The sequence below is a fragment of the Flavobacterium sp. 316 genome (assembly GCF_000967805.1).
GTDB lineage: Bacteria > Bacteroidota > Bacteroidia > Flavobacteriales > Flavobacteriaceae > Flavobacterium > Flavobacterium sediminilitoris.
Window position 1 is genome coordinate 449,101 of record NZ_JYGZ01000003.1, and the last position, 22,491, is coordinate 471,591.

General features: G+C 29.6%; 22 protein-coding genes. 9 read left to right on the forward strand and 13 right to left on the reverse strand.

Annotation, left to right across the window (positions count from 1 at the left end):
• Positions 1-435 precede the first annotated feature (435 nt).
• Positions 436-834 carry a hypothetical protein gene (locus SY27_RS08395; protein ID WP_152640738.1) on the forward strand — a complete coding sequence of 133 codons (399 nt, stop codon included), beginning with the start codon at positions 436-438 and terminating at the stop codon, positions 832-834.
• A 457-nt stretch (positions 835-1,291) separates the two neighbouring features.
• Here SY27_RS08395 and SY27_RS08400 read toward each other — a convergent pair whose 3' ends face one another.
• The 3 genes from SY27_RS08400 to SY27_RS08410 form a co-directional block, all read right to left on the reverse strand.
• A complete protein-coding gene (locus SY27_RS08400; RefSeq protein WP_045969112.1) occupies positions 1,292-1,843 on the reverse strand; it encodes a hypothetical protein in 552 nt (183 codons plus the stop codon).
• Positions 1,844-1,869: 26 nt separating this feature from the next.
• Positions 1,870-2,808 (reverse strand): OmpA family protein, encoded by a 939-nt coding sequence (locus SY27_RS08405; protein WP_045969114.1) that lies wholly within the window; start codon positions 2,806-2,808, stop codon positions 1,870-1,872.
• Positions 2,809-2,902: 94 nt separating this feature from the next.
• Positions 2,903-3,379 (reverse strand): TspO/MBR family protein, encoded by a 477-nt coding sequence (locus tag SY27_RS08410; protein WP_045969116.1) that lies wholly within the window; start codon positions 3,377-3,379, stop codon positions 2,903-2,905.
• Positions 3,380-3,582: 203 nt separating this feature from the next.
• Here SY27_RS08410 and SY27_RS08415 point away from each other — a divergent pair, with 203 nt between their 5' ends.
• From SY27_RS08415 to SY27_RS08435, 5 genes are all read left to right on the forward strand, one after another.
• A complete protein-coding gene (locus SY27_RS08415) occupies positions 3,583-4,677 on the forward strand; it encodes a diphosphomevalonate/mevalonate 3,5-bisphosphate decarboxylase family protein (protein WP_045969118.1) in 1,095 nt (364 codons plus the stop codon).
• A gap of 36 nt (positions 4,678-4,713) precedes the next feature.
• On the forward strand, positions 4,714-5,652 hold the full coding sequence (locus SY27_RS08420) for a mevalonate kinase (protein WP_045969120.1): 939 nt from the start codon (positions 4,714-4,716) through the stop codon (positions 5,650-5,652).
• Positions 5,653-5,720: 68 nt separating this feature from the next.
• A complete protein-coding gene (locus tag SY27_RS08425) occupies positions 5,721-6,641 on the forward strand; it encodes a geranylgeranylglycerol-phosphate geranylgeranyltransferase (protein ID WP_045969122.1) in 921 nt (306 codons plus the stop codon).
• Between the two features lie 28 nt (positions 6,642-6,669).
• Positions 6,670-7,554: a pseudouridine synthase gene (locus SY27_RS08430; protein ID WP_045969124.1), complete on the forward strand. Its 885-nt coding sequence runs from the start codon at positions 6,670-6,672 to the stop codon at positions 7,552-7,554.
• 59 nt (positions 7,555-7,613) lie between these two features.
• A complete protein-coding gene (locus tag SY27_RS08435) occupies positions 7,614-7,988 on the forward strand; it encodes a nuclear transport factor 2 family protein (RefSeq protein ID WP_235270933.1) in 375 nt (124 codons plus the stop codon).
• Positions 7,989-8,022: 34 nt separating this feature from the next.
• Here the strand turns inward: SY27_RS08435 and SY27_RS08440 are convergent, their stop codons facing one another.
• From SY27_RS08440 to SY27_RS08465, 7 genes are all read right to left on the reverse strand, one after another.
• A complete protein-coding gene (locus SY27_RS08440) occupies positions 8,023-9,123 on the reverse strand; it encodes an alkene reductase (RefSeq protein WP_045969330.1) in 1,101 nt (366 codons plus the stop codon).
• A gap of 72 nt (positions 9,124-9,195) precedes the next feature.
• Entirely contained in the window at positions 9,196-9,345 is a 150-nt protein-coding gene (locus SY27_RS18855; RefSeq protein ID WP_161794138.1) for a hypothetical protein, read from the reverse strand.
• Complete coding sequence (locus SY27_RS08445; protein ID WP_045969126.1) at positions 9,335-10,348, reverse strand: zinc-binding alcohol dehydrogenase family protein; 1,014 nt, start codon at positions 10,346-10,348, stop codon at positions 9,335-9,337. The genes SY27_RS18855 and SY27_RS08445 overlap by 11 nt, the downstream gene beginning before the upstream one ends.
• Positions 10,345-10,746, reverse strand: a complete 402-nt coding sequence (locus SY27_RS08450; protein ID WP_045969333.1) for a hypothetical protein — start codon at positions 10,744-10,746, stop codon at positions 10,345-10,347. Before SY27_RS08450 ends, SY27_RS08445 begins: the two co-directional genes overlap by 4 nt.
• Positions 10,747-10,758: 12 nt before the next feature.
• Entirely contained in the window at positions 10,759-11,223 is a 465-nt protein-coding gene (locus tag SY27_RS08455) for a cupin domain-containing protein (protein ID WP_045969128.1), read from the reverse strand.
• A complete protein-coding gene (locus tag SY27_RS08460) occupies positions 11,220-12,077 on the reverse strand; it encodes an SMP-30/gluconolactonase/LRE family protein (protein ID WP_152640739.1) in 858 nt (285 codons plus the stop codon). Before SY27_RS08460 ends, SY27_RS08455 begins: the two co-directional genes overlap by 4 nt.
• 28 nt (positions 12,078-12,105) lie before the next feature.
• The gene (locus SY27_RS08465) at positions 12,106-13,089 is read right to left on the reverse strand and encodes a polysaccharide deacetylase family protein (protein WP_082084324.1); all 984 of its coding nucleotides are present in this window, start codon (positions 13,087-13,089) and stop codon (positions 12,106-12,108) included.
• A 94-nt stretch (positions 13,090-13,183) separates the two neighbouring features.
• Here SY27_RS08465 and SY27_RS08470 point away from each other — a divergent pair, with 94 nt between their 5' ends.
• A complete protein-coding gene (locus tag SY27_RS08470; RefSeq protein ID WP_045969130.1) occupies positions 13,184-14,041 on the forward strand; it encodes an AraC family transcriptional regulator in 858 nt (285 codons plus the stop codon).
• Here SY27_RS08470 and dusB read toward each other — a convergent pair.
• From dusB to SY27_RS08485, 3 genes are all read right to left on the reverse strand, one after another.
• A complete protein-coding gene (gene dusB, locus SY27_RS08475) occupies positions 14,023-15,018 on the reverse strand; it encodes a tRNA dihydrouridine synthase DusB (RefSeq protein WP_045969132.1) in 996 nt (331 codons plus the stop codon). The genes SY27_RS08470 and dusB overlap by 19 nt on opposite strands.
• A 242-nt stretch (positions 15,019-15,260) precedes the next feature.
• Positions 15,261-15,635, reverse strand: coding sequence for a hypothetical protein (locus tag SY27_RS08480; protein ID WP_045969134.1), 375 nt, complete (start codon positions 15,633-15,635; stop codon positions 15,261-15,263).
• Between the two features lie 31 nt (positions 15,636-15,666).
• Positions 15,667-16,005 (reverse strand): roadblock/LC7 domain-containing protein, encoded by a 339-nt coding sequence (locus tag SY27_RS08485; protein ID WP_045969136.1) that lies wholly within the window; start codon positions 16,003-16,005, stop codon positions 15,667-15,669.
• A gap of 352 nt (positions 16,006-16,357) precedes the next feature.
• Between SY27_RS08485 and lepA the strand changes: the two genes are divergently transcribed.
• Both lepA and SY27_RS08495 read left to right on the forward strand, forming a co-directional pair.
• Entirely contained in the window at positions 16,358-18,154 is a 1,797-nt protein-coding gene (gene lepA / locus SY27_RS08490; RefSeq protein ID WP_045969138.1) for a translation elongation factor 4, read from the forward strand.
• A gap of 122 nt (positions 18,155-18,276) precedes the next feature.
• Positions 18,277-22,443 (forward strand): T9SS type B sorting domain-containing protein, encoded by a 4,167-nt coding sequence (locus SY27_RS08495; RefSeq protein WP_045969140.1) that lies wholly within the window; start codon positions 18,277-18,279, stop codon positions 22,441-22,443.
• Positions 22,444-22,491: the final 48 nt, after the last annotated feature.

The following is a 22,491-nucleotide window of genomic DNA, read 5'->3' on the forward strand; positions in this document are numbered from 1 at the left end:
AAAAAATTACAGAAACCGTGATCTTTTTTTTCATTTTGAAAAAAAAATCACAACATAAAAACAACACGGAATTCATGAATTCCGTGTACTACTTTAAAAAAAATAATTCCTCATTGTGTTTTTCTAACTATTTTTAAGAAAAGAAAATACGYATCCCAACCYTTTTTACATTTTGATACTCTATTAAGAATATGATTACTAAAAAAAGGTATCGTTTTTGTAACTTTTTTGAACGATTAACTGTGTAAAAAATATAGAAAAGTTAAAAAGTACGTATTTATACGCACAAAAAACATTGAAAAATACGTATAAATACGTATTGATAAGTGTGTTTTAAACCAATATATTTGGAAAATCAAAAAAATAAAATAAATCATCCCGCCCGATGGATACCCCTCCAAAAGAGGGGAATGCAAAAAAGACAACTATATAGTTATGAAAAAAATATTAATCACTACATTTCTAATTTTAATTTCATGCAAAACTTCTGAAATTAATAAAAGTAATTGTAAGGAAAATATGGATTTTAAAAAAGCATTTTTTTATCATATCAAATATATTGAAAATAATATTGGAATTTCACAAGATTCAACATTTATGAAATCCATAATTTTTATTTCAAATCATGCCCCTGTTTCAGTAAATCAAATAATGAATTACGCAAGAAGTTATCCTATAGGGGTTTTTCAACAAGATTATATAAAGTGGATACAATGGTACGAGGAAGACAAGTGTACAAATATCCAGTTTAAAAATAAGTACGTTATCCCAGAAGTTTATAAGGAGGCCTATGGGTCAGATTATTTGTATTTATCGAATCTTAATACAAAGTAAGGTAATGTTTCAAAGTTAGCGATACCTTTTTTTATAATTGATAATCCATTGATAAACAAAGCTTAACTAAAGAAAAACATAAAAAAGGAACGCAATATTGCGTTCCTTTTCCTGTTATATAAAGCTTTAAAACGAAGAAAATGGTAAAAAAGTCGACCTCGTATATCAGAATTAGTGATAGTTCAATTTGCCCAAACTGCAAAACTAAAAACTTAATAAAGAAAGGCTTTTTATAAGGTAAAACTAGACGCTAACTATTCAAAAGTAGGAGTAACACCAAACGATATTCATACCTATGATGAAACCTTATTTTACGATAAAAATGGAATTTAACAAAAGATAAAAAACAAAGAACATAATGTATTGTTTATAATCATTTGAATTTGCCTGTTAAAATAGTTGTAAGTACTCTAATTAAAGCTATTCATTCTTTTGAATACATTCTATTCTTCAATGATTATCTTTCTCTTCCCCCGTCTAAAGTTTCTTGCCAATCTTTTAGCTCTAACCATTTGCCTTCATAGCACAATTTAGCTTGTCTTGGCCATGTTCCTGGATCATGAATTTGGAAACGCTCACCTGCTTTTAATAAAATTTCTTTACATCTATCTACAGAGGTTTCTGATAATGACTTCCATGTTAAAATTCCTGAAGTTTTAAACAATTCTTCTATTTTTGGACCTATTCCTTCAATTATTTTCAAATCATTTTCATTAATTTTCTTTCCAAAAACCTCTTTTACTGCTTCTGCGTTAAAAGGTAGAATTGTTGGTTTAGAAATACTTTCAGTAAATGAAGATCGTTTATTATTTGAGATTTCTCCCATTTGAGATCGTAATTTATCCATATCCAATCTTAACTGTGAATTTCTTCTATTACAGCTATCTAAATCATCTTTTATAGAATCGTAATCTTCATTTTGTTTTGAAAAATTTTTCCCTAATAAGTAGCCTAATATTCCACAAATTATACCAACTAAAGCTGGAATTAAAAAACAAGGTAAATTCATAATTTTATATGTTAGTTAATATGTTTTTATTTTATAGTAACCTCAGTTCTTCTATTTTTTGCTCGTCCAACATTTGTATTATTATCCGCTATCGGCTTTGTTGATCCTCTTCCATAAGCTTCCATTTTTTCTTCAGAAATACCATTGGTAATAAAATATTTTTTAGCAAAATTTGCTCTTTCTTCTGAATAGAACAAATTAGTATTTTTAGGTCCTACAACATTATCTGTATGTCCTTCAATAATAATTTTAGAATCTTTAACATGATTTAAATAATCTACAATAGTAGCTATCTTTTGCTTATCTCCTTCGCTTAATTCAATTGTTGCTTGTCCGGTATTGAAATATAAAACTAACGGATCTGCATTGATTTGATTCTTAACAACACTCCAGTTCTCAGTTGATGCTTCATTTTCATCAACTTCTAGCCATTCAAAAGAAGCGGCATTAAATATTGTATCATTTCTAAAAACAGGATCATTTTCATTTAATTCTCCAAACAATTCTAATTTTCCTTCAGGAATACCATGTTCTACTAAATAGTTTTTAATACCATTTGCTCTTGCTAATCCTAGATTTGGAAAAATCGAATTATTTACCTCATCTGAAGTATAAAATCCTTTTATATGAAATTTTGAAGATGTTTTTTCTAATTGTTCTTTTAATTTAGAAATTCCAAGATTAATGGAGTCTGAGATAGGGAGCAAAAGATTAAAGTTTGATTTATTAAAAAGAAAATTATCGGAACAATTAAAATCTAACTCTTTTCCTTTAAATCCAAATCCTTTATTAATTTCTACCGAATTAGAATTTGTTAAGTCTATACTTTCTTTTTCTATTGTTTCCTTTGTATCAATGTTATTATTAAGCACATTGTAACAATCACAACAGTATATTATATATAACCAAGTACCTAAAAGAATTGTAAATACTATTCCAAGTAGGTAAACTGCTTTTTTGGACATAACTTTTAGTTTTGATTAATCTCAAAATTATAAAAATTTAACAAAAAAACAATTATAAAAACCTAAAAATTAACAGTTTAAGAAAAATAACAAATTAGAAGTTTAAAAAATAAATGGAAATAGTTAGGATTGTAGCAAAAACTACCCATGCAATATAGGGAATAAATAATTTTCTAGCAGTATTATCTATCTTCTTGAAAACCAAATATGTTTCATAAATAATTAACAGTAAAAGTACTATTTCTAGTAATGCAAGTAAAATATTCTGCAATCCAAAAAACAAATAGGTCCATAAAAGGTTTAATAATAATTGAATCGTAAAAAGGAAAAGTCCTTTTTTTACTAATTCTTTATTTTCTTCTAATTTATCCCAAACCAATCCAGCAGCAATTCCCATCATTACATACAAAATTGTCCATACTGGAGCAAAAACCCAATTTGGAGGGTTAAAAAATGGTTTTTTAATAGTTGGATACCAAGTTGTTATACTGCTTTGAGTAATTAAACTCGATAAATAACCAACTGCTAAACAAATAACTACTATATATACAATTCTTAAGGACTTACTCATTGTGTTTTATTTTGAAACAAATTAACGAATAAACTGAGAAAGTAAAGAATATTATTTTATTAAAAGGCGTATTCTTATTTTCATCTTAAATAGAGAAACAAAAAACATTCTCAACAATGTCTAATTTTTGACAAATGATAATTTCTTAAATAAAGTCGGAAAGGAGTTAATCAAATTTGGTATTTTTGCTAAAAATTACACCTATGTTTTCCGAGAAAGATTTTATTGCTTCTAATTATTCAGAAATTAACAATGCTACTTTTCAATATAGTGCTCCAAGTAATATTGCATTAGTAAAATATTGGGGGAAAAAAGAAAATCAAATTCCTGCAAATCCTTCTATCAGTTTTACTTTAAATAATTGTAAAACAATTACAAAGCTTTCTGTAGAAAATAAAAAATCAATCATAAATAATTCATTAGAGAACAAAATTTCATTTGATTTATTTTTCGAAGGAAAACCAAAAGAAAGTTTCAATCCTAAAATTGAAAAATTTTTAGAACGAATTCTCGTTTATTGTCCATTTTTAAACGATTATCATTTAACCATTCATACTGAAAACACTTTTCCTCACAGTTCAGGAATTGCTTCTTCTGCGTCAGGAATGGCTGCTTTGGCTATGAACATAATGAGTCTTGAGAAAGAATTATCTCCATCAATATCAGATGATTATTTTTATTCAAAAGCGTCTTTTTTAGCGCGATTAGGAAGTGGAAGTGCTTGTAGAAGTATAAAAGGAGAAGTTGTAATTTGGGGGAATCACAAAGAAGTTTCTAACAGTTCTGATTTATTTGGAGTAGAATTTTCAAATATCCATTCTAATTTTAAAAATTATCAGGATACCATTTTATTAGTCGATAAAGGAGAGAAACAAGTTTCAAGCACAGTTGGACACAATCTTATGCATAATCATCCTTATGCTGAAAAAAGATTTGAACAAGCGCATGAAAATCTTTCAAAGATAAAAGACATATTATCTACTGGAAACATTTCTGAATTCATTAAAATTGTAGAAAGTGAAGCTTTAACATTGCATGCTATGATGATGACTTCAATGCCATACTTTATTTTAATGAAACCCAACACTCTTGAAATCATTAATCGCATTTGGAAACTTAGAAACGAAACTCAAATTCCTGTTTGCTTTACATTAGATGCTGGAGCAAATGTTCATATTTTATATCCTGAAAATGTGAAAGAAGAAGTTTTACATTTTATTAAGAATGAATTAGTTGACTATTGTCAAAATGAACAGTATATTTGTGACCAAATTGGCAATGGTGCAAAATCCATTTAATTTTGTATCTTTACTTTAAACCTGAATTAAAAACTTATGAAAGGACCCTTATTTTATTCGAAAATATTATTGTTTGGAGAATATGGAATTATCCAAGACTCTAAAGGACTTTCAATACCTTACAATTTTTACAAAGGAGCTTTAAAAACGGATAAAAATCCTTCAACAGATGCGAAAAACTCTAATATGAGTTTACAAAAATTTGCATTGCATTTAGCTCATTTACAAAAAGAGCAACCAGAATTGGTTACTTTTAATTTAGATGCATTAAACGATGACATATCTAATGGAATGTACTTCGACTCAAGTATTCCACAAGGTTATGGTGTAGGAAGTAGTGGTGCTTTAGTTGCTGCTATATATGATAAATATGCTACAAATAAGGTTACAGTTTTAGAAAACTTAACTCGCGATAAATTATTACAACTTAAAGCCATTTTTTCTCAAATGGAATCTTTCTTCCATGGAAAAAGTTCTGGCTTAGATCCATTAAACAGTTATTTAAGTCTTCCAATATTAATCAATTCGAAGGATAATATTGAACCGACAGGAATTCCTAGTCAAAGTACACAAGGTAAAGGTGCTGTTTTCTTAATAGATTCAGGTATTGTAGGAGAAACAGCTCCTATGGTAAATATTTTTATGGAAAACTTAAAGGACAATGGATTTCGTAAAATGTTAAAATCACAATTTATCAAACATACTGATGCTTGTGTAGATAATTTTTTACACGGCGATATAAAATCATTATTTGAAAACACTAAAAAACTTTCGAAAGTAGTTTTAAGTCATTTTAAGCCTATGATTCCAGAGCAGTTTCATCAAATTTGGCAAAATGGAATTGAAACTAATGATTATTACTTAAAACTATGTGGATCAGGTGGTGGTGGTTATATTCTTGGTTTTACTGAGGATATTGAAAAAGCAAAAACATCTTTAAAAGATTATAAACTTGAAATAGTTTACAATTTTTAATAAACTTATTGTTTTTAACAACACTTATTACACTATAGATTTATCTTAAGTGTGCTTTTTTGATTATTATGCTGACACGGAAATCTAAATTATTTTTAACCAAAATCTTCAGTTTTTTTTCTGTTGTAAGAGGTTATAATATATGGGTAATCGCTCTTGCACAATATCTTTCTGCCATATACATTTTAGCACCCGAAGAGAGAGCTATGAACATTCTACTAGATTGGAAAATGTTTTTAATAGTACTTTCATCATCGTTAACGATAGCTTCAGGGTATATCATTAATAATTTTTATGATGCAAAAAAAGATCTAATAAACCGTCCTAAAAAGGCAATGATTGACAGACTTGTTAGCCAATCTACTAAATTAAAAGTTTATTTTGCTATCAATTTTTTAGTCGTAACGTTGGTTAGTTTTATTTCATGGAAGGCCGTATTATTTTTTTCATCTTATATTTTTTTAATTTGGTATTATTCACACAAACTAAAAAAACAAATTATAATAGGTAATCTTACCGCAGCAGTATTAGCTGTGCTCCCTTTTTTTGGCATCCTAATGTATTATAGGAATTTCTATCAAGTTATTTTTGCTCATGCTACATTTTTGTTTCTTATTATTTTTATACGAGAATTAATAAAAGATTTAGAGAATATTGAAGGAGATTTAGCAAATGAATACAAAACTATTCCTGTTTTATTTGGAGAATATACTTCCAAAGTTATTATTTCAATAATAACAACTTTAACTATAATTCCTGTTTACTTCTTGACTGATATATATGATGTGGGTTATATGGATATTTATTTTTATACCAGTTTAATCTTCCTCGTCTTTTTTTTACTAAAATTATGGAAGTCAAAAGAAAAAACAGACTATTTAAAACTTCATTTTTTACTAAAATTTATAATTGTTTCTGGTGTTTTTTGCATTATTTTAATAGATCCATTAGTTTTGATTCATGGAAAAAAACTAATATCTAGTTATTAGTTATATCTTTGCACAAAATATTTAGAGAATGACACGTCATCAGGGAGACAACAACAAGAAGAAAGGAACTTCTTCAAGACAAGGTGGAACAAAAAAACCTAGTGCTTCAAGGGGGAATGCACCTATTAGAAAAACACCTTCAAAATTTTCTGTAAAACCTACGGAATCAAAAGCACCAAAAACGCCAAAAGCGCCTTCTAATCCAGATGAAATGCGCTTAAATAAATACATTTCTAACTCAGGAATGTGTAGTCGTAGAGATGCTGACATCTATATCCAAAGTGGAAATGTAAAAGTAAATGGTGAAGTAGTCACAGAAATGGGATATAGAGTAAAGCTAACAGATACTGTACAATTTGATGGCTCAATAATTAATCCTGAAAAGAAAGAATATATTTTATTAAACAAACCTAAAAACTTTTCTACTGCTGGTGATGATGCAAAAGGAGACGGAAATGTTTTAGATTTAGTAAGAGGAGCAACTAAAGCCAACTTACAGCCTGTAGGTAGAATGGATAAAACAACAACTGGTTTATTATTGTTTACCAATGATACTGATATGGTTAGAAAATTTACAACACCAAATCAACGTTCTTCTAAATTATACCAAGTAACATTAGACAAAAATTTAAGATACGAGGATTTAGAAAAAATTTCAGGAGGATTAACAATTGATGAACACAGGGTTTATGTTGAAGAAGTAACATACATTGAAAATGAGCCTAAGAGTGAAATAGGAATTAAAATGAAAACAGCTAATGTAAAAATTGTGCGAAAAATTTTCGAGCACTTAAAATACAATGTTATCAAATTAGACCGAGTTACTTTTGCTGGATTAACCAAAAAGAATTTACCACGTGGAAATTGGCGTTTTTTAACTGAACAAGAAATCATTAATTTAAAAAACAGCTAAGAAATTTATTTTCTAATTTAATTTAATAAAGTAAAAAGACTCAGTAGATTAAATCATCAATGAGTACCATTTATATGACTGAGAAAATACAATCTATTGCTTTTCGTTGGTTTGAAGCTTTTAACGCTAAAGACCTTGAAAAATTACTAGCGCTATATGACGATGAAGCACAACACTATAGCCCAAAATTAAAAATTCGTCATCCTGAAACTAACGGGTTAATCACAGGAAAAGAAGCAATGCGCTCTTGGTGGAAAGATGCTTTCGAAAGATTGCCAAATTTACACTACAAAGCTACTTCTTTAACTGTAAATTCAGATAGGGTTTTCATGGAATACATACGCAAGGTTGAAAATGAAGAAGACTTGTTTATTGCTGAAGTTTTAGAAATAAAAAATGAAAAAATAATTTCTTCAAGAGTATATCACGGATAAAAAAATAGCCTTAATTTAAATTAAGGCTATTTTTTTATTTAGCATTTGAATAATCTGTATATCCTCTTTTTGTTCCTCCTCCAAACAGAGTATGATTATCTGAAATATCACTTAATACTAAATTCTCTTTTACCCTTATAGGATAATCTGGATTACTAATAAACTTTCGTCCAAAACCAATTAAATCAACTAATTCATTTTCTAACAATGTTTCTCCGTTTCTCGGTGTTTTATTTCCTGTTGCAATAATTGTATTTTTAAATTTCTTACGTAATTCTATCCTAAATTCTAGAGGAATTTGTGGAGCATCGTCCCAATCGGCTTCGCATAAATGAATATAAGCAATATCTAAGTCATTTAATTGTTCTACTGCAAGCATTATTGTTTCTAATATCTCTGGATCATTCATATCTTTAAAACTTATAAATGGTGAAAGACGAACTCCTGTTTTTTCTTTGCCAATTGCTTTGATAATTGCTTTTGTTATTTCAATTAAAAGTTTGATTCTATTTTCTTTATTACCTCCATATTCATCAGTTCTTTGGTTAGAATTACTTCGTAAAAACTGATCTATTAAATAACCATTTGCTCCATGAACTTCTACCCCATCAAATCCTGCTTCAATTGCATTTTTTGCTCCTTGAACAAACTCATTAATTACATTTTTAATATCGTTTTGATTCATTTCTCTAGGCTCTTCAACAGGCACAAATGTTGCATCTCCATTTGGAGCGCCATCAAAAATATAAACACTTGTGTCTTTTGCTATTTTTGCAGAAGGAGCAATAGGTTGCAATCTATTTACTTTTGAAGAACTTACTCTGCCAACATGCCACAATTGTAAAAATATTTTACTTCCAGCTTCATGAACTGCTTTCGTTGTCAATTTCCATCCTTCAATTTGCTCTTGTGTATAAATTCCAGGTGTTTTAGCATAGCCTTTTCCTTGTAATGAAACTTGTGTTGCTTCTGTAATAATAATTCCTGCTGTACTTCTTTGCTTATAATATTCTGCCATTAATACATTTGGAACATCACCTGGCTGAGTAGCTCTTGAACGCGTCATTGGCGCCATTAAAAAGCGATTTTTTAATGTATGTCCTTCTAATTTGTAATTACTAAATATTTTTTTCATTTTTTCATTTTTAAATTCAACAACTCTTCCATCGTTATAATACGATTTTGACTTCCCATTTGACAAGGCTGTCTAAAAATAACGTAATTGATGTTTGTAAAAAGGCAATGAATCTCCTGGTTTTAAATGTATTGTACACACTTTAATTTCATTATTCTCAAATAAAGCTTGAAGTTTATTTATAGACCAATAATTCCAGTTTCCAATTGGATTAATATTCAATTACAATTTTACCAATTGTTTTCCCACTTTCTAACAACTTATGTGCTTCTTTTAAATTTTCTACAGTAAAACTTTTAAATATATGATTTACTGTAGGAACAATTTGTTTACTATCTAATAAAGCTGATATTTTGTTTAATATATGATGTTGTTCAATCATATCATCTGTTTGAAACATTGATCTTGTAAACATAAATTCCCAAGAAAAACTCACGCTCTTGCTTTTTAATTTATTAAGTACAATTGGTTCAGACGAACCTGTAATTGATGCAATATGTCCTTGTGGCTTTATTAATTCAACCATTATATCCCAATAATCATTTGTATCAACAAAGTCCACAATATAATCTAAGTGTTCAAATCCTGCTTTACGAACATCATTAATTAGGTCTTTATGATTTACTATATGATCTGCTCCTATTTGCTTACACCAATCTGTTGTTTCGTTTCTCGAAGCGGTTGCTAACACTGTCAATCCTGCTATTTTCTTAGCTAACTGAATAGCAATCGAGCCTACTCCACCAGCACCTCCAATAATTAAAATACTTTTCCCTTTATCTTTTTCTTTTGAAATCCTGATTCTATCAAATAGTATTTCCCAAGCGGTTAAAGATGTTAATGGCATTGCAGCGGCTTCAGTATTACTTATGTTTTTTGGAGCAAAACCTACAATACGTTCATCTACTAATTGGTAAGTAGCATTACTCCCTTGTTTTGTAACATCTCCTGCATAAAAAACTTCATCCCCAACCTTAAAAAGAGATACATCGTCACCTATTGCTTCTACTATTCCTACTGCATCCCACCCAATGATTTTCGGTTCTGCTAAAACAATATCTTTTGCACTATTCTGCCTTATTTTAAAATCAACAGGATTTACTGATATAGCATTAATTTTTACTAATATTTCTTTTCCTTTTGGTTTGGGTTTTATTATTTCAAATTCAATAAAACTATCCTCATTTTCTATAGGTAATGAGGTTTTAAATCCGATAGCTTTCATAATAATTTATTTTTTGTGTCAATTACAAATTTGTTGTTTTCAATATTACTGATGAGAAAATAGAAGAATAAAGCATATATCATTTGTATTCCTGCCCATTCCCAATTTTCAGTTAAGCATGACCCAAAAATTAAAATTGCAATCATACTTGCTCCAGCAATAGTTGTTTCATAGGTCCTAAACCCAATAATTAAAAATAATCCAATGATAAATTCTATAAAAGGTAATATTGTTCCCCATGAATAAACAGTCCAAGAAGGAAGCATGCTATCTACAAAAGTATTTACCATCCAATCCCTAAAACTCGTTAGCTTAGGAATTCTAACGAATCCATGACAAAAAATATTGATTCCCATAGTAATCCGTAGCAAAACATATGCTGTGTTCTTAGGCATCATTTTCATACTCTTTTATTTACTCTTTTTTAAATAATCTGGCAATTCATTTGTTAGCCAATCTTGACGAACTGGAACGTGCACATCTAAGTCTAAGGTATTTTCTAAAGCAAAAAATTCATGTGGAACATTCTCTGGAAAAATAATTACTTGTCCTTTTTTTACAATATATTCAACTGGTTTTTCCTTATAAAATGTTTTAATTTTTACTTTCCCATCGATAATATATGTAATCTGTTCATTGGGATGTGAATGCATTGGAATATGAGCTCCTTTTTTCAAATGAAAATATGCCATTTGTCCTTTTGCTCCATGTATCCATTGCCGTCTAATTCCATCACTAATCGTATCCATCGGTAATTTTTCAAAATCAATTAATTGGATTTCATTTGCATTTATCTCCAAATTAGTTTCATTTGATTGTGCATTCAAAACTTGTAGACTAAAACATATAATACCTAAAAGAAGAACTCTTTTCATTTTTTTATTTTTTTAAATTGATAACTTAGAACTTGATTATCCAACATTAATGGTATATAGACTGTTTTTGTACTCTTATCGAAATAAATATCCGCACTTCCTTGAGGCAAATCTAGAACCTCAACCACTTCATAATCTTCATTGATATAGAGTAATTTCCCTACCAACCAATCTGTAATTAAAAAACCATGTATCGTTTTAGAAATTCCATCTAAATTCCCAACTGGTTTTGTAAGCTTTATAATTTCTTTAGTCAGAATATTAACTTTAATTAAATTTCCTAGAATTTCTGTTGCATATGTTTTAGGGTTAAGATTTGTTCCCCAATTAGCTATATACAAATCGTTACCACTAACATATAATCCATTAGGCAAGTTCAAACTTTCATCTTTCATCCAAAGTGAGACTTTCCCTTTAGACAATCTATAAATAGCACTAAACCCAAATGTATTACTAACATAGACATTACCTTGATTATCAACAGTAATATCGTTTAAAAAAGTAGCCCCTTCAACTTTATAAAGTATTTTTTCTTTTGTTTTGATATTTATAGCCATAACAACATCAATATCAGCAACGTATAAAGTATCTCCATATATACCCAATCCTTTTGGAGCATTCAAACCAATAATCCATTTTTGCTGAATTATTTTTCCATCTAAACTAACCTTAGAGATATATCCGTTCCCATCCTTATCAGTCGGGGTTCCATTTACATTTGACACATACAGTATTTCCTTATCTTTTACAATACTCTCGGGATTCTCAAATCCATTGACTTTCCACTGGTTTTCTAATTTAAAAGGTAGTTTTATTTGTGCATAACTACTATTAACAATTAGAAGTAACAACATGATTTTCATCTTAAACTTCATAGCAAAATCAATTATTGTATTTTTCTTCTGAGTTGTCAATTGGTGTATTCGGATCGTTCTGAATCATTTTTGCAATTTCATCTTTACGCATAAAGACAACACCCGATTTAGCTTGTACATAATTTAAAAATTCATCCATAGTTTTTACCATAGCTGGAGAACCTCCAATTCTATCATGAAAGCTTATTGACATCATTCTTCTTTTTTTAAGACCTTCTTCATACAATTGATCAAATTCCATTTTTAATTGAGTCAAAAACTGATCTGGACTCCAATGTTTTCCTTCAACATTAACAATATCATTATTTCTTAAAGTATATGGCATAACTACAAAGTTTTTACCTCTAACCTTTGTTATAAATGGTTCATCTCTACTTAAATCATCTATATGATATAAAAACCCTAATTCTTGTAAAACTTTTAAAGTATTTGGTCCTCTTCTCAACCAATTACTATTATAACCAATGCCTCGTTGTCCTGTAATTGCTTCTACTGTATCTATTCCTTTTTTAACAAATTCTAATTCTTCTTCATAAGTCTTATTCCATTGATCATCCCAAGCTATTCCATGTGCTGCAATTTCATGACCTCCATTTGCAATTGCCATTGCTACATCAGGATATTTTACAGCCGCTTCACCAACTACGTGAGAAGTTACATGAATGCTATGTTTTTTCCAAAGATCCAACATTCTAAAAACACCTTCTTTAGCACCATATCTAAACCAAGATTCTGCTGGCAAATCAGGATTGCCTTTTGGTAACGGATTGCCTGAAAATGGACTTTCTGCACCTTCAGGTTGTCCACCTGTTTCAAATTGCATAGAAACTGAAATCACTAATTGTGCTCCATTTGGCCAATATGATTTAACATCTTTTTCTACTTTTGTTTCTGTCTCATTTTTTGTTTCATCCTTTACTTTTGAAGTACAACTTGAAAGAACGAAAAGAGAACTTAGTACTGTAATTACTTTTATAAATTTTATTTTCATTTTTTTGTTTTTAATTAACTCCACAAATTTATCTCTCTTTCCTCTTTAAAAAATTGTAAAAATCTATTGTATATTTGTAAAAATCTATCTCAACATGAAACGGTTTAATAATTTTCATCCCTTCAATGTATTTTCTTTAGAATTAGAAATTTGGGAATTTGAGTTACATCAACATAACTTTTATGAATTAATCTTTATAGAAAAAGGAAAAGGTATTCACTTATTAAATGAAATATCATTTAAGTATAAAAAGGGAGATGTTTTTTTGATAACGCCAAATGATGCTCATGAATTTATAATTGAGAATAAAACTATTTTTACTTTTATTAAGTTTACTGAATTATTCTTTTCAAACTTATTAGAAATTAATAAACTTTTAATTTCTAATAATACTTTTGAAACAATTTTAAAACAAGATCATTTAAATGAGGGATGTGCTATTTGTGATAAAACTGATAAAAAACATGTTTTTTCACTTTTAAAAATAATTCAACATGAATTTTTAAATACCAGTATATTAAGTAAAGAAATAATTCAAAAGACTTTTTTTGCGGTAATGATGCTAATTGCTAGAAATAAAAATTCAGATTTTAATTCTTCTATAGTTTTAGACAAAGATACGGAGCGCTTAAATTCCATTTTATCTCACATAAGAACTTATGTTTTGGATAATGAAAAAATGAAATTAAAAAACATAGCTACTCAATTCCACTTATCACCTAATTATATAAGTATTTACATAAAAAAGCATACTGGAATTTCATTACAACAATATGTAATCAAAATGAAATTGAAATTAGCCGAAAAATTACTTGAAGAAAAAAAACTTAATATTAATGAAATTGCAACGAAGCTTGGTTTTAATGATTCTAGTCATTTTAATAAATTATTTAAAAACCACAGAGGCATAAGTCCTAGTGCTTTTTCAAAAAGTTACATTTCAAATTCATAATTTGAAAAAACTTCGTCTATTTCATCAAAAACGTCTAACAATTGATGCAAACCATCTGTTGTTACTAATTTTTGTTTATATTCTTTAAAATTATGGATTCCTTTAAAATAATTGGTATAATGTCTACGCATTTCAACAATTCCAACGCGTTCATTTTTCCATTCTACTGACCAAATTAGATGATTTTTAGCTGCTTCAATACGATCTTTCATTGTTGGTGCTGCCAAATGTTCTCCTGTTTTAAAGAAATGTTTAATTTCATTAAAAATCCAAGGATAGCCAATTGCTGCTCTCCCTATCATCATACCATCTAAACCAAATTTGTTTTTATACTCTAATGCTTTTTCTGGTGAATCTATATCTCCGTTTCCGAAAATAGGCATGGTAATTCTTGGATTATTTTTTACACGAGCAATATGTGTCCAATCAGAATGACCTTTATACATTTGCGCTCTTGTTCTAGCATGAACTGTTAAAGCCTGTACACCAATATCTTGCAACCTTTCTGCAACTTCATCAATATTTATAGAATCTTCATCCCAACCTAATCGAGTTTTTACTGTAACTGGAAGAGAAGTACTTTTAATAACAGCTTTTGTTAAACGCACCATCAAATCTACATCTTTCAACACTCCTGCTCCTGCTCCTTTTGACACCACTTTTTTGACAGGACAACCAAAATTTATATCTACTAGATCTGGCTGAACGGTTTCAACAATTTTGGCACTTAATGCCATTGCTTCTTCATCTCCACCAAAAATTTGAATTCCTACTGGTCTTTCGTAATCAAAAATATCTAATTTTTGTTTACTTTTCATTGCATCACGAATTAATCCTTCTGACGAAATAAACTCAGAGTACATTAAATCTGCTCCATGTAGTTTACACAAACGACGAAAAGGAGGATCGCTTACATCTTCCATAGGAGCTAATAAAAGTGGAAAATCTGGTAATTCTATATTGCCAATTTTGGGCATTGTTCTATTATTTTTTTGCAAAAATACTAAAGATTGTTGAATAATAGCTATTTAATACTTTTTGAAAAGCATATTACTTAAAGAATAAGAGGTTATATTCTATACAAAACTCTTTTAACTTTTAAAATTAGAGAAGAGTATACGTCCATTATCATTTATAAAAAAAAACCCAAGAATTAAAACCCTTGGAGAATTAAAATTGACTAATTTAAACTATCAAAAGAGATTGTTTAAAAAGACATTTACATTTTAGATTCAATTTCCCTACTATATTTTTTCAACATAGCTCTAGTCATTCCTAGATTTGCTTTACTACTATCTACTGCAAGATAAATAAAGTACTCTTCATTTGCAGAAACACTAATTATATGTATTTGATTAGAAAGTGTAATCATAATATCCTCAATCTTTTCCTTAAGACCTAAGGCTTTTATTGCAGTCATTTTAGCCTTTACCACTTCAAGATTGTAAGCTGATGCTAATTCAGGGTCGAATGACGGCTGTATTGATAATGATTTATAAGACATTCCTGTTTTTACTTCAGTAACTGCAACGGCAATAAACCCAGCTACATTTGTTTTTAAATCTTCTACGAAAGTTGTTAAAAAATCTGACATAAAGTTGTTATATTTAGTTTATAAAAGTATTCTATTTATTAATAACCGAATCCATTGTTTTCATTAATAACCCTAATTTTGAACTATCTCTTGTAAAAGAAGCCAAATAGTAATCTCTATTAAATTTATTAATAATTATTAATCCATTGTTTGCATGAATTGTAATTTTATCCATATCCCCATAATCAAGGTTTTGAATAATTTCTTTACTCATAGTTGTAATCATACCTGACATTGCTGAATAATTACCATCATATTCAAAATCATTCGACTCAATTAAATCGCCATCAATATCAAATAGAAGTACATTTTCTACACCTGTATCTACTACTATGTTTTTTAAATCTTGTTTTGTGGGTCTACTACTCATAATAAAAAAAGTTTTGTGTTAAAAATTTATTTATAGCCTAATATTAAATAAGTGTTTTAACAAAAATAGATTAAAATACTATTAAATAATGTTAAAAAACCATATATTTGATACATTAAAACTATAAAAATGAAAACTAAAAGCTTAAAAAAACTAAACAAGGAATTAAAGAAGAAATTAATAGAATTCAGGAAATATTCTATTGAAAATGGTCCAATAACTAAAAAAAAGGGGTTTTTCAAAAAGATTTTCAATTAATTCTATTTTCTAATATTATATTTGCAAATTATTGTTGGTATTATTTAATTTGATGTAGAGCAAATTGACCAACTATGACTATAATAAATTTGCAATGAAAAATATTAGAAACTTTTGTATTATTGCTCATATTGATCACGGGAAAAGTACTCTTGCTGATCGATTGCTTGCTGCTACGCAAACTGTGACTGCTCGTGAAGAGAAAGCACAGTTATTAGATAATATGGACCTTGAACGTGAGCGTGGAATTACTATTAAAAGTCACGCTATACAAATGAACTATAAACACAATGGAGAAGATTATATTTTAAATTTAATTGACACTCCAGGTCACGTGGATTTTTCATACGAAGTTTCTCGTTCTATTGCAGCTTGTGAAGGTGCTTTACTAATTGTAGATGCTGCACAAAGTATTCAAGCTCAAACAATTTCGAACTTATATTTAGCATTAGAAAATGATTTAGAAATCATTCCTGTTTTAAACAAAGTAGATTTACCTAGTGCTAACCCAGAAGAAGTAAGCGATGACATTATTGACTTATTAGGTTGTAAACTAGAAGACATTATCCATGCTTCAGGAAAAACTGGTTTTGGTGTTGATAAAATTTTAGAAGCTATCATTGAAAAAGTACCAGCGCCTAAAGGAAATCCAGACGAACCACTACAAGCCCTTATATTTGATTCTCACTACAATCCGTTTAGAGGAATTGAAGTAATTTTTCGTGTAAAGAACGGTGAAATTAAAAAAGGTCAAAAAATTAAATTCATGGCAACAGGCAATGAATATTTTGCCGATGAAGTAGGAACCTTAAAACTAAATCAAGTACCAAAAGATAAAATTTCAACAGGAGATGTTGGTTATTTAATTTCTGGAATAAAAGAAGCAAAAGAAGTAAAAGTTGGTGATACTGTGACTGATGCGAAAACGCCAACCACAAATATGATTACAGGATTTGAAGACGTGAAACCAATGGTATTTGCGGGTATTTACCCTGTAGACACTGAGGATTTTGAAGACTTACGTGCTTCCATGGAAAAACTCCAATTAAATGATGCTTCTTTAGTATTTGCTGCTGAAAGTTCGGCTGCATTGGGTTTTGGTTTCCGTTGTGGATTTTTAGGAATGTTACACATGGAAATTATTCAAGAGCGTTTAGAACGAGAATTCGACATGACAGTTATTACTACTGTTCCTAACGTTTCCTACCATGCCTTTACTAAAAAAGAGCCTGATACTATTCTCATTGTAAACAATCCTTCCGATTTACCAGAGCCTTCAAAATTAGATCGTGTAGAAGAACCATATATCAAAGCAACTATTATTACAAAATCTGATTTCGTAGGAAATGTAATGAGTCTATGTATTGAGAAACGTGGAATTATTACAAATCAAACCTATTTAACACCTGAGCGTGTTGAATTAAATTTTGATATGCCTTTAGCCGAAATTGTATTTGATTTTTATGATAGATTAAAAACAGTTTCAAAAGGATATGCTTCTTTCGATTATTCACCTATTGGAATGCGTGAATCAAAATTAGTAAAACTTGATGTTTTATTAAATGCTCAATCTGTTGATGCTCTTTCTGCTTTAATCCACGAAAGCAATGCCTATTATATTGGTAAAAAAATGTGTGAAAAATTGAAAGAATTAATTCCAAGACAACAATTTGACATTCCTATTCAGGCAGCAATTGGTGCTAAAATTATTGCTCGTGAAACCATAAAAGCATTAAGAAAAGATGTAACTGCAAAATGTTATGGAGGAGATATCTCTCGTAAACGTAAATTACTAGAAAAACAAAAGAAAGGTAAAAAACGAATGAGACAAGTAGGAAATGTAGAAATTCCTCAAGAAGCCTTTATGGCCGTTTTAAAATTAAACGATTAAATTATAATATTAACAAAAAGATTAAGACAAACCTACAACTTAATCTTTTTGTCTTTTTAAAAATAAAAATAATACCCTACCTTTACATAACCAATTGATTTTTAGCACCCAAAGATATCATAATGAAAAATTTAACACTATTGCTATGGTTTTTACCATTAGTAACATATTCTCAATCAATAACGGTTGACGATACTAGTAATTCTCCAAATCAACTGGTCGATTTATTATTAGGAAATTCATGTACAGATGTATCAAACATTTCCATTTCTTCCCCACAATCTATTGCTTATTTTAACAACAACGGATCTTCTTTCCCTATTAGCGAAGGTATTATCATAAGAAGTGGAATTGCTCGCCATTCAGCAGGATCGTACACTGGAAACAATCTAGATAGTCAAGAAAACAATTCTGGTGATTCAGGTTTACAAGCTATTATTAACAATCTTGGACAATCTGGAAACATAACAGATGTAGCATATTTAGAATTTGATTTTATTCCTCTTTCATCAAATTTTAGTTTTGATTTTTTATTTGCATCTAATGAATACGGACAATGGCAATGTGCTTCTTTCGATACTTTTGCTTTCTTTTTGACAGACTTAAACACAAATACTACAACAAATTTAGCGGTAATACCTAATACAAATACTCCAATTTCAGCATTAAACATCAGAGATCAAGCATATAACGGAAACTGTTTATCATCAAATAGTGGATTGTTTAGCACTTATAATGTCAACAATCCGAACTCAACGCTAAACATGAGAGGACACACAGTGGTAATGAATGCTTCTTCATCTGTTATCCCAAACACACCTTATAAAATAAGATTAGTCATAGGAGATTATCAAGATTCTCGTTTTGATTCCGCTGTATTCCTAGCTTCTGGAAGTTTTGAAACCACAATTGATCTTGGAATCGATAGTACAATTTGTAACGGAGACAACAGAACAATAACTTCTAATTTAGATGATACTGAGTTTACACATAGCTGGACTTTAAATGGAAATCTTTTATCAGAAACAAGCAATACCCTTACAGTTACACAAAGTGGATTATACGAAGTTACTGCTACAAAAACAGGAACAAATTGCATAATTACTGATGAAATTCGCTTTTTAGACCTACAAGTTAATACTCCAGAAAACCTAGTAGCATGTAATAATGGAAGTTTAAACTATAATTATGATTTAACAATAAACAATGAAATAAACTTAGGCATTGATGATGTCGTTTACGATATTGCATATTACAACTCTTTAACTGATGCAACGAATAATACAAATGCAATACCACAAGCGCAATTATCAAATTACAATAGCGCAGGAAATGAAACAATCTATTTGTCATTATTAAACACTAATACAAATAATTTTTGTGATGCGATTTATACGTTTGACTTATTAGTTGACAATCCTATAACCATAAATGCCATTGATAATATTGAAACTTGTACTTCTTCAAGTGGATTTTCTACAAATTTAGTAGCAAACTCATTACAGAACAATCCTCATCTTTCACAAAATTACAATCTTTCTTTCTATTCAAGCCAAATAGAAGCTCAAACAGGAGGAAATGGAAGTTTTCCAAATCCAACAAATTACACTATTGGGTCAGGTATAAACACCCAAACTATTTGGGTAAGAGTTGAATCTTCAATAAACACAGAATGTTTCGGACTATCTAGTTTTGAAATCATTATTCATCCTTTACCACCTGTCGATACAATTGCCAGTGTTATTGAGTGCCATACCTATACACTACCAAATATTATAAATGGAAATTATTTTTCAGAACCAAATGGAACTGGAATAATGTACAACAATGGAGATAGTATAGATATTAGCGGAACTTATTATATTTTTAACGGTCCTGATGCAAATGGATGTACAAATGAATCTTCTTTTCAAGTAACACTAATAGATCAATACACCATTCCTCTTGAACATTGTGGTGAATTCATTATCCCTAATTCTCCTGCTGGATCATTTTACAGACAAGCTGGCGGACCAACAAATTCATCAAACGAACTTATCGAAACTGGAACAAGCATTACTAATAGTCAAACTATTTATTTTTATGCCGATGTAAATGAGACATTTTGTAAAGAAGAAGCCTTTCCTTTAATCATACATCCTCTACCTCAAGTAGATCAATTAAACGATGTAGTTACCTGTATGAGTTACACTTTAGAACCATTAACTAATGGAAATTATTTTAGTGCTCAAGGAACCCCTCTTAATGCAGGAGATTTCATTACAACTACTCAAACAATAACAATAGCAAATGGACCTGACAATAATGGCTGTAGTAATCAATCCAATTTTACCATATATATTATAAATAACATTGGAAATCAATCAAGTTGCGGAAGTTATACCTTACCAAATTTAGATGCTGGAAATTACTATACTGGTCCAAATGGAACCGGAACAGAAATCCCTTCTCAAACAGAAATAACAACTTCACAAACAGTTTACATATATGCAAGTACAAGCACTGTCCCAAACTGTACTGATAATATGTCTTTTGAAGTAACCATTTTACCTATACCTCCAGTAGACGAATTAGTCGATGTTATTGAATGTGATTATTATATTTTACCTACTCTTACAAATGGAAATTATTTCACAGAACCTAACGGACAAGGGAACATGTTAAATCCTGGTGATATCATTGATTTAACAGGAAACAACTATTCCCCTGGCACATATTACATATATACCCCTGCGAACAATGTTGGCTGTGACAACCAAAGCACATTTACAGTTACAATAAATCCACTACCACCTGTAGACACCGTAGGAGATTTATATTTTTGTGCACCTTATTCACTTCCTGATCCAATTAATGGTAATTATTATACTGAACCAAATGGCAATGGAATTCTCATTACACCTAATATGATATTTGAAGAAACTAAAAACTTTTACATTTACGCCATAGAACCTACAACCGGCTGTTTCACAAATATCCCCTTTACTGTTTATTATAATTTCATAGGACTTCCAGATTACAACAACGAAGCAAGCTGCGATAATTTTATATTACAACCATTAACTCATTCTCCTGAGTCTCCTGACAATTACAGTATTAATTACTATAGTCAACCAGGAGGAAATCCAGCAGATATTATTCAACCTTCTAACTACACATTAACTAGTTCTCAAACAATTTATGTCTATGCGAGTAATGGAGATCGCTTCCCATGTACAGAAGAAAAAAGTTTTACTATTACTATATCTCCTACTCCAAATTTAGACACACATCCTATTGATTTTTCAGCGATCAATGGAACGAATCATTGCAACTCCTTTTCATTACCAGCACTAGACTCTACTCCTTACACTATAAATTATTACAGTCAACCAGGAGGAAATCCAACAGATATTATTCAACCTTCTAACTATACTTTTTCAGTTAATCCAGGTTCAACTAGCGAAACATTTACTGTTTGGGTTTATGCTAGTGCAACCGACAACGTTAATTGTTTTGATGAACAACAATTTGAATTCACTATTCATCCTTTATCAACTTTTGAAGTAGAAAACGGAATAATTTGTGTACATCCAGAAACAGGAATTGTTGAAAATACAACAACACTTGAAGTAATAGAAAACTCTATTTTAAATAGCACCAACTACAATATTGAATGGTATTTAAATGGTGTATTAATGGGTAATGGATTTCAATATATTGCTAATCAAATAGGAACTTACGATGTAATTCCAATACGATTAAGTCCTGAAAATGCACCCGATTGTTCTTTTGCTCCTACTACAGCGACTGTTACTCAATCTAGTACTGCTATCGCTGAAGTAATTCTAACAAATGCATTCGAAGATGTTGCTATTGCCACAGTAATTATAAATCAAGGATTTGGCTCTTATGAATACCAATTAGATAATAATAATTTCCAAACCAACAATCAATTCTATGATATAAGCTCTGGAGATCATATCATTACAGTGAATGATATTCTTGGGAATTGTGGTGACACTAAAATCCACTTCACCGTAATTAAATATCCTAAATTCTTTACTCCAAATGGAGATGGTTATAATGACCGATGGAATATATTTGATTTAGAAGAAGATTCAACTGCTATAATTTCTATTTTTGACAGATATGGGAAACTAATCAAACAGATATCTCCAACTAGTAAAGGATGGGATGGAACATACAATGGAACACCATTACCTTCAACCGATTATTGGTTTATTGTAAATTACACTCATAACGGTGAAAAAAAAGAATTTAAATCTCATTTCACTATGAAAAGATAATTAATTACAAAAAAAAATGCTTAGAAGATTCTAAGCATTTTTTTTTGT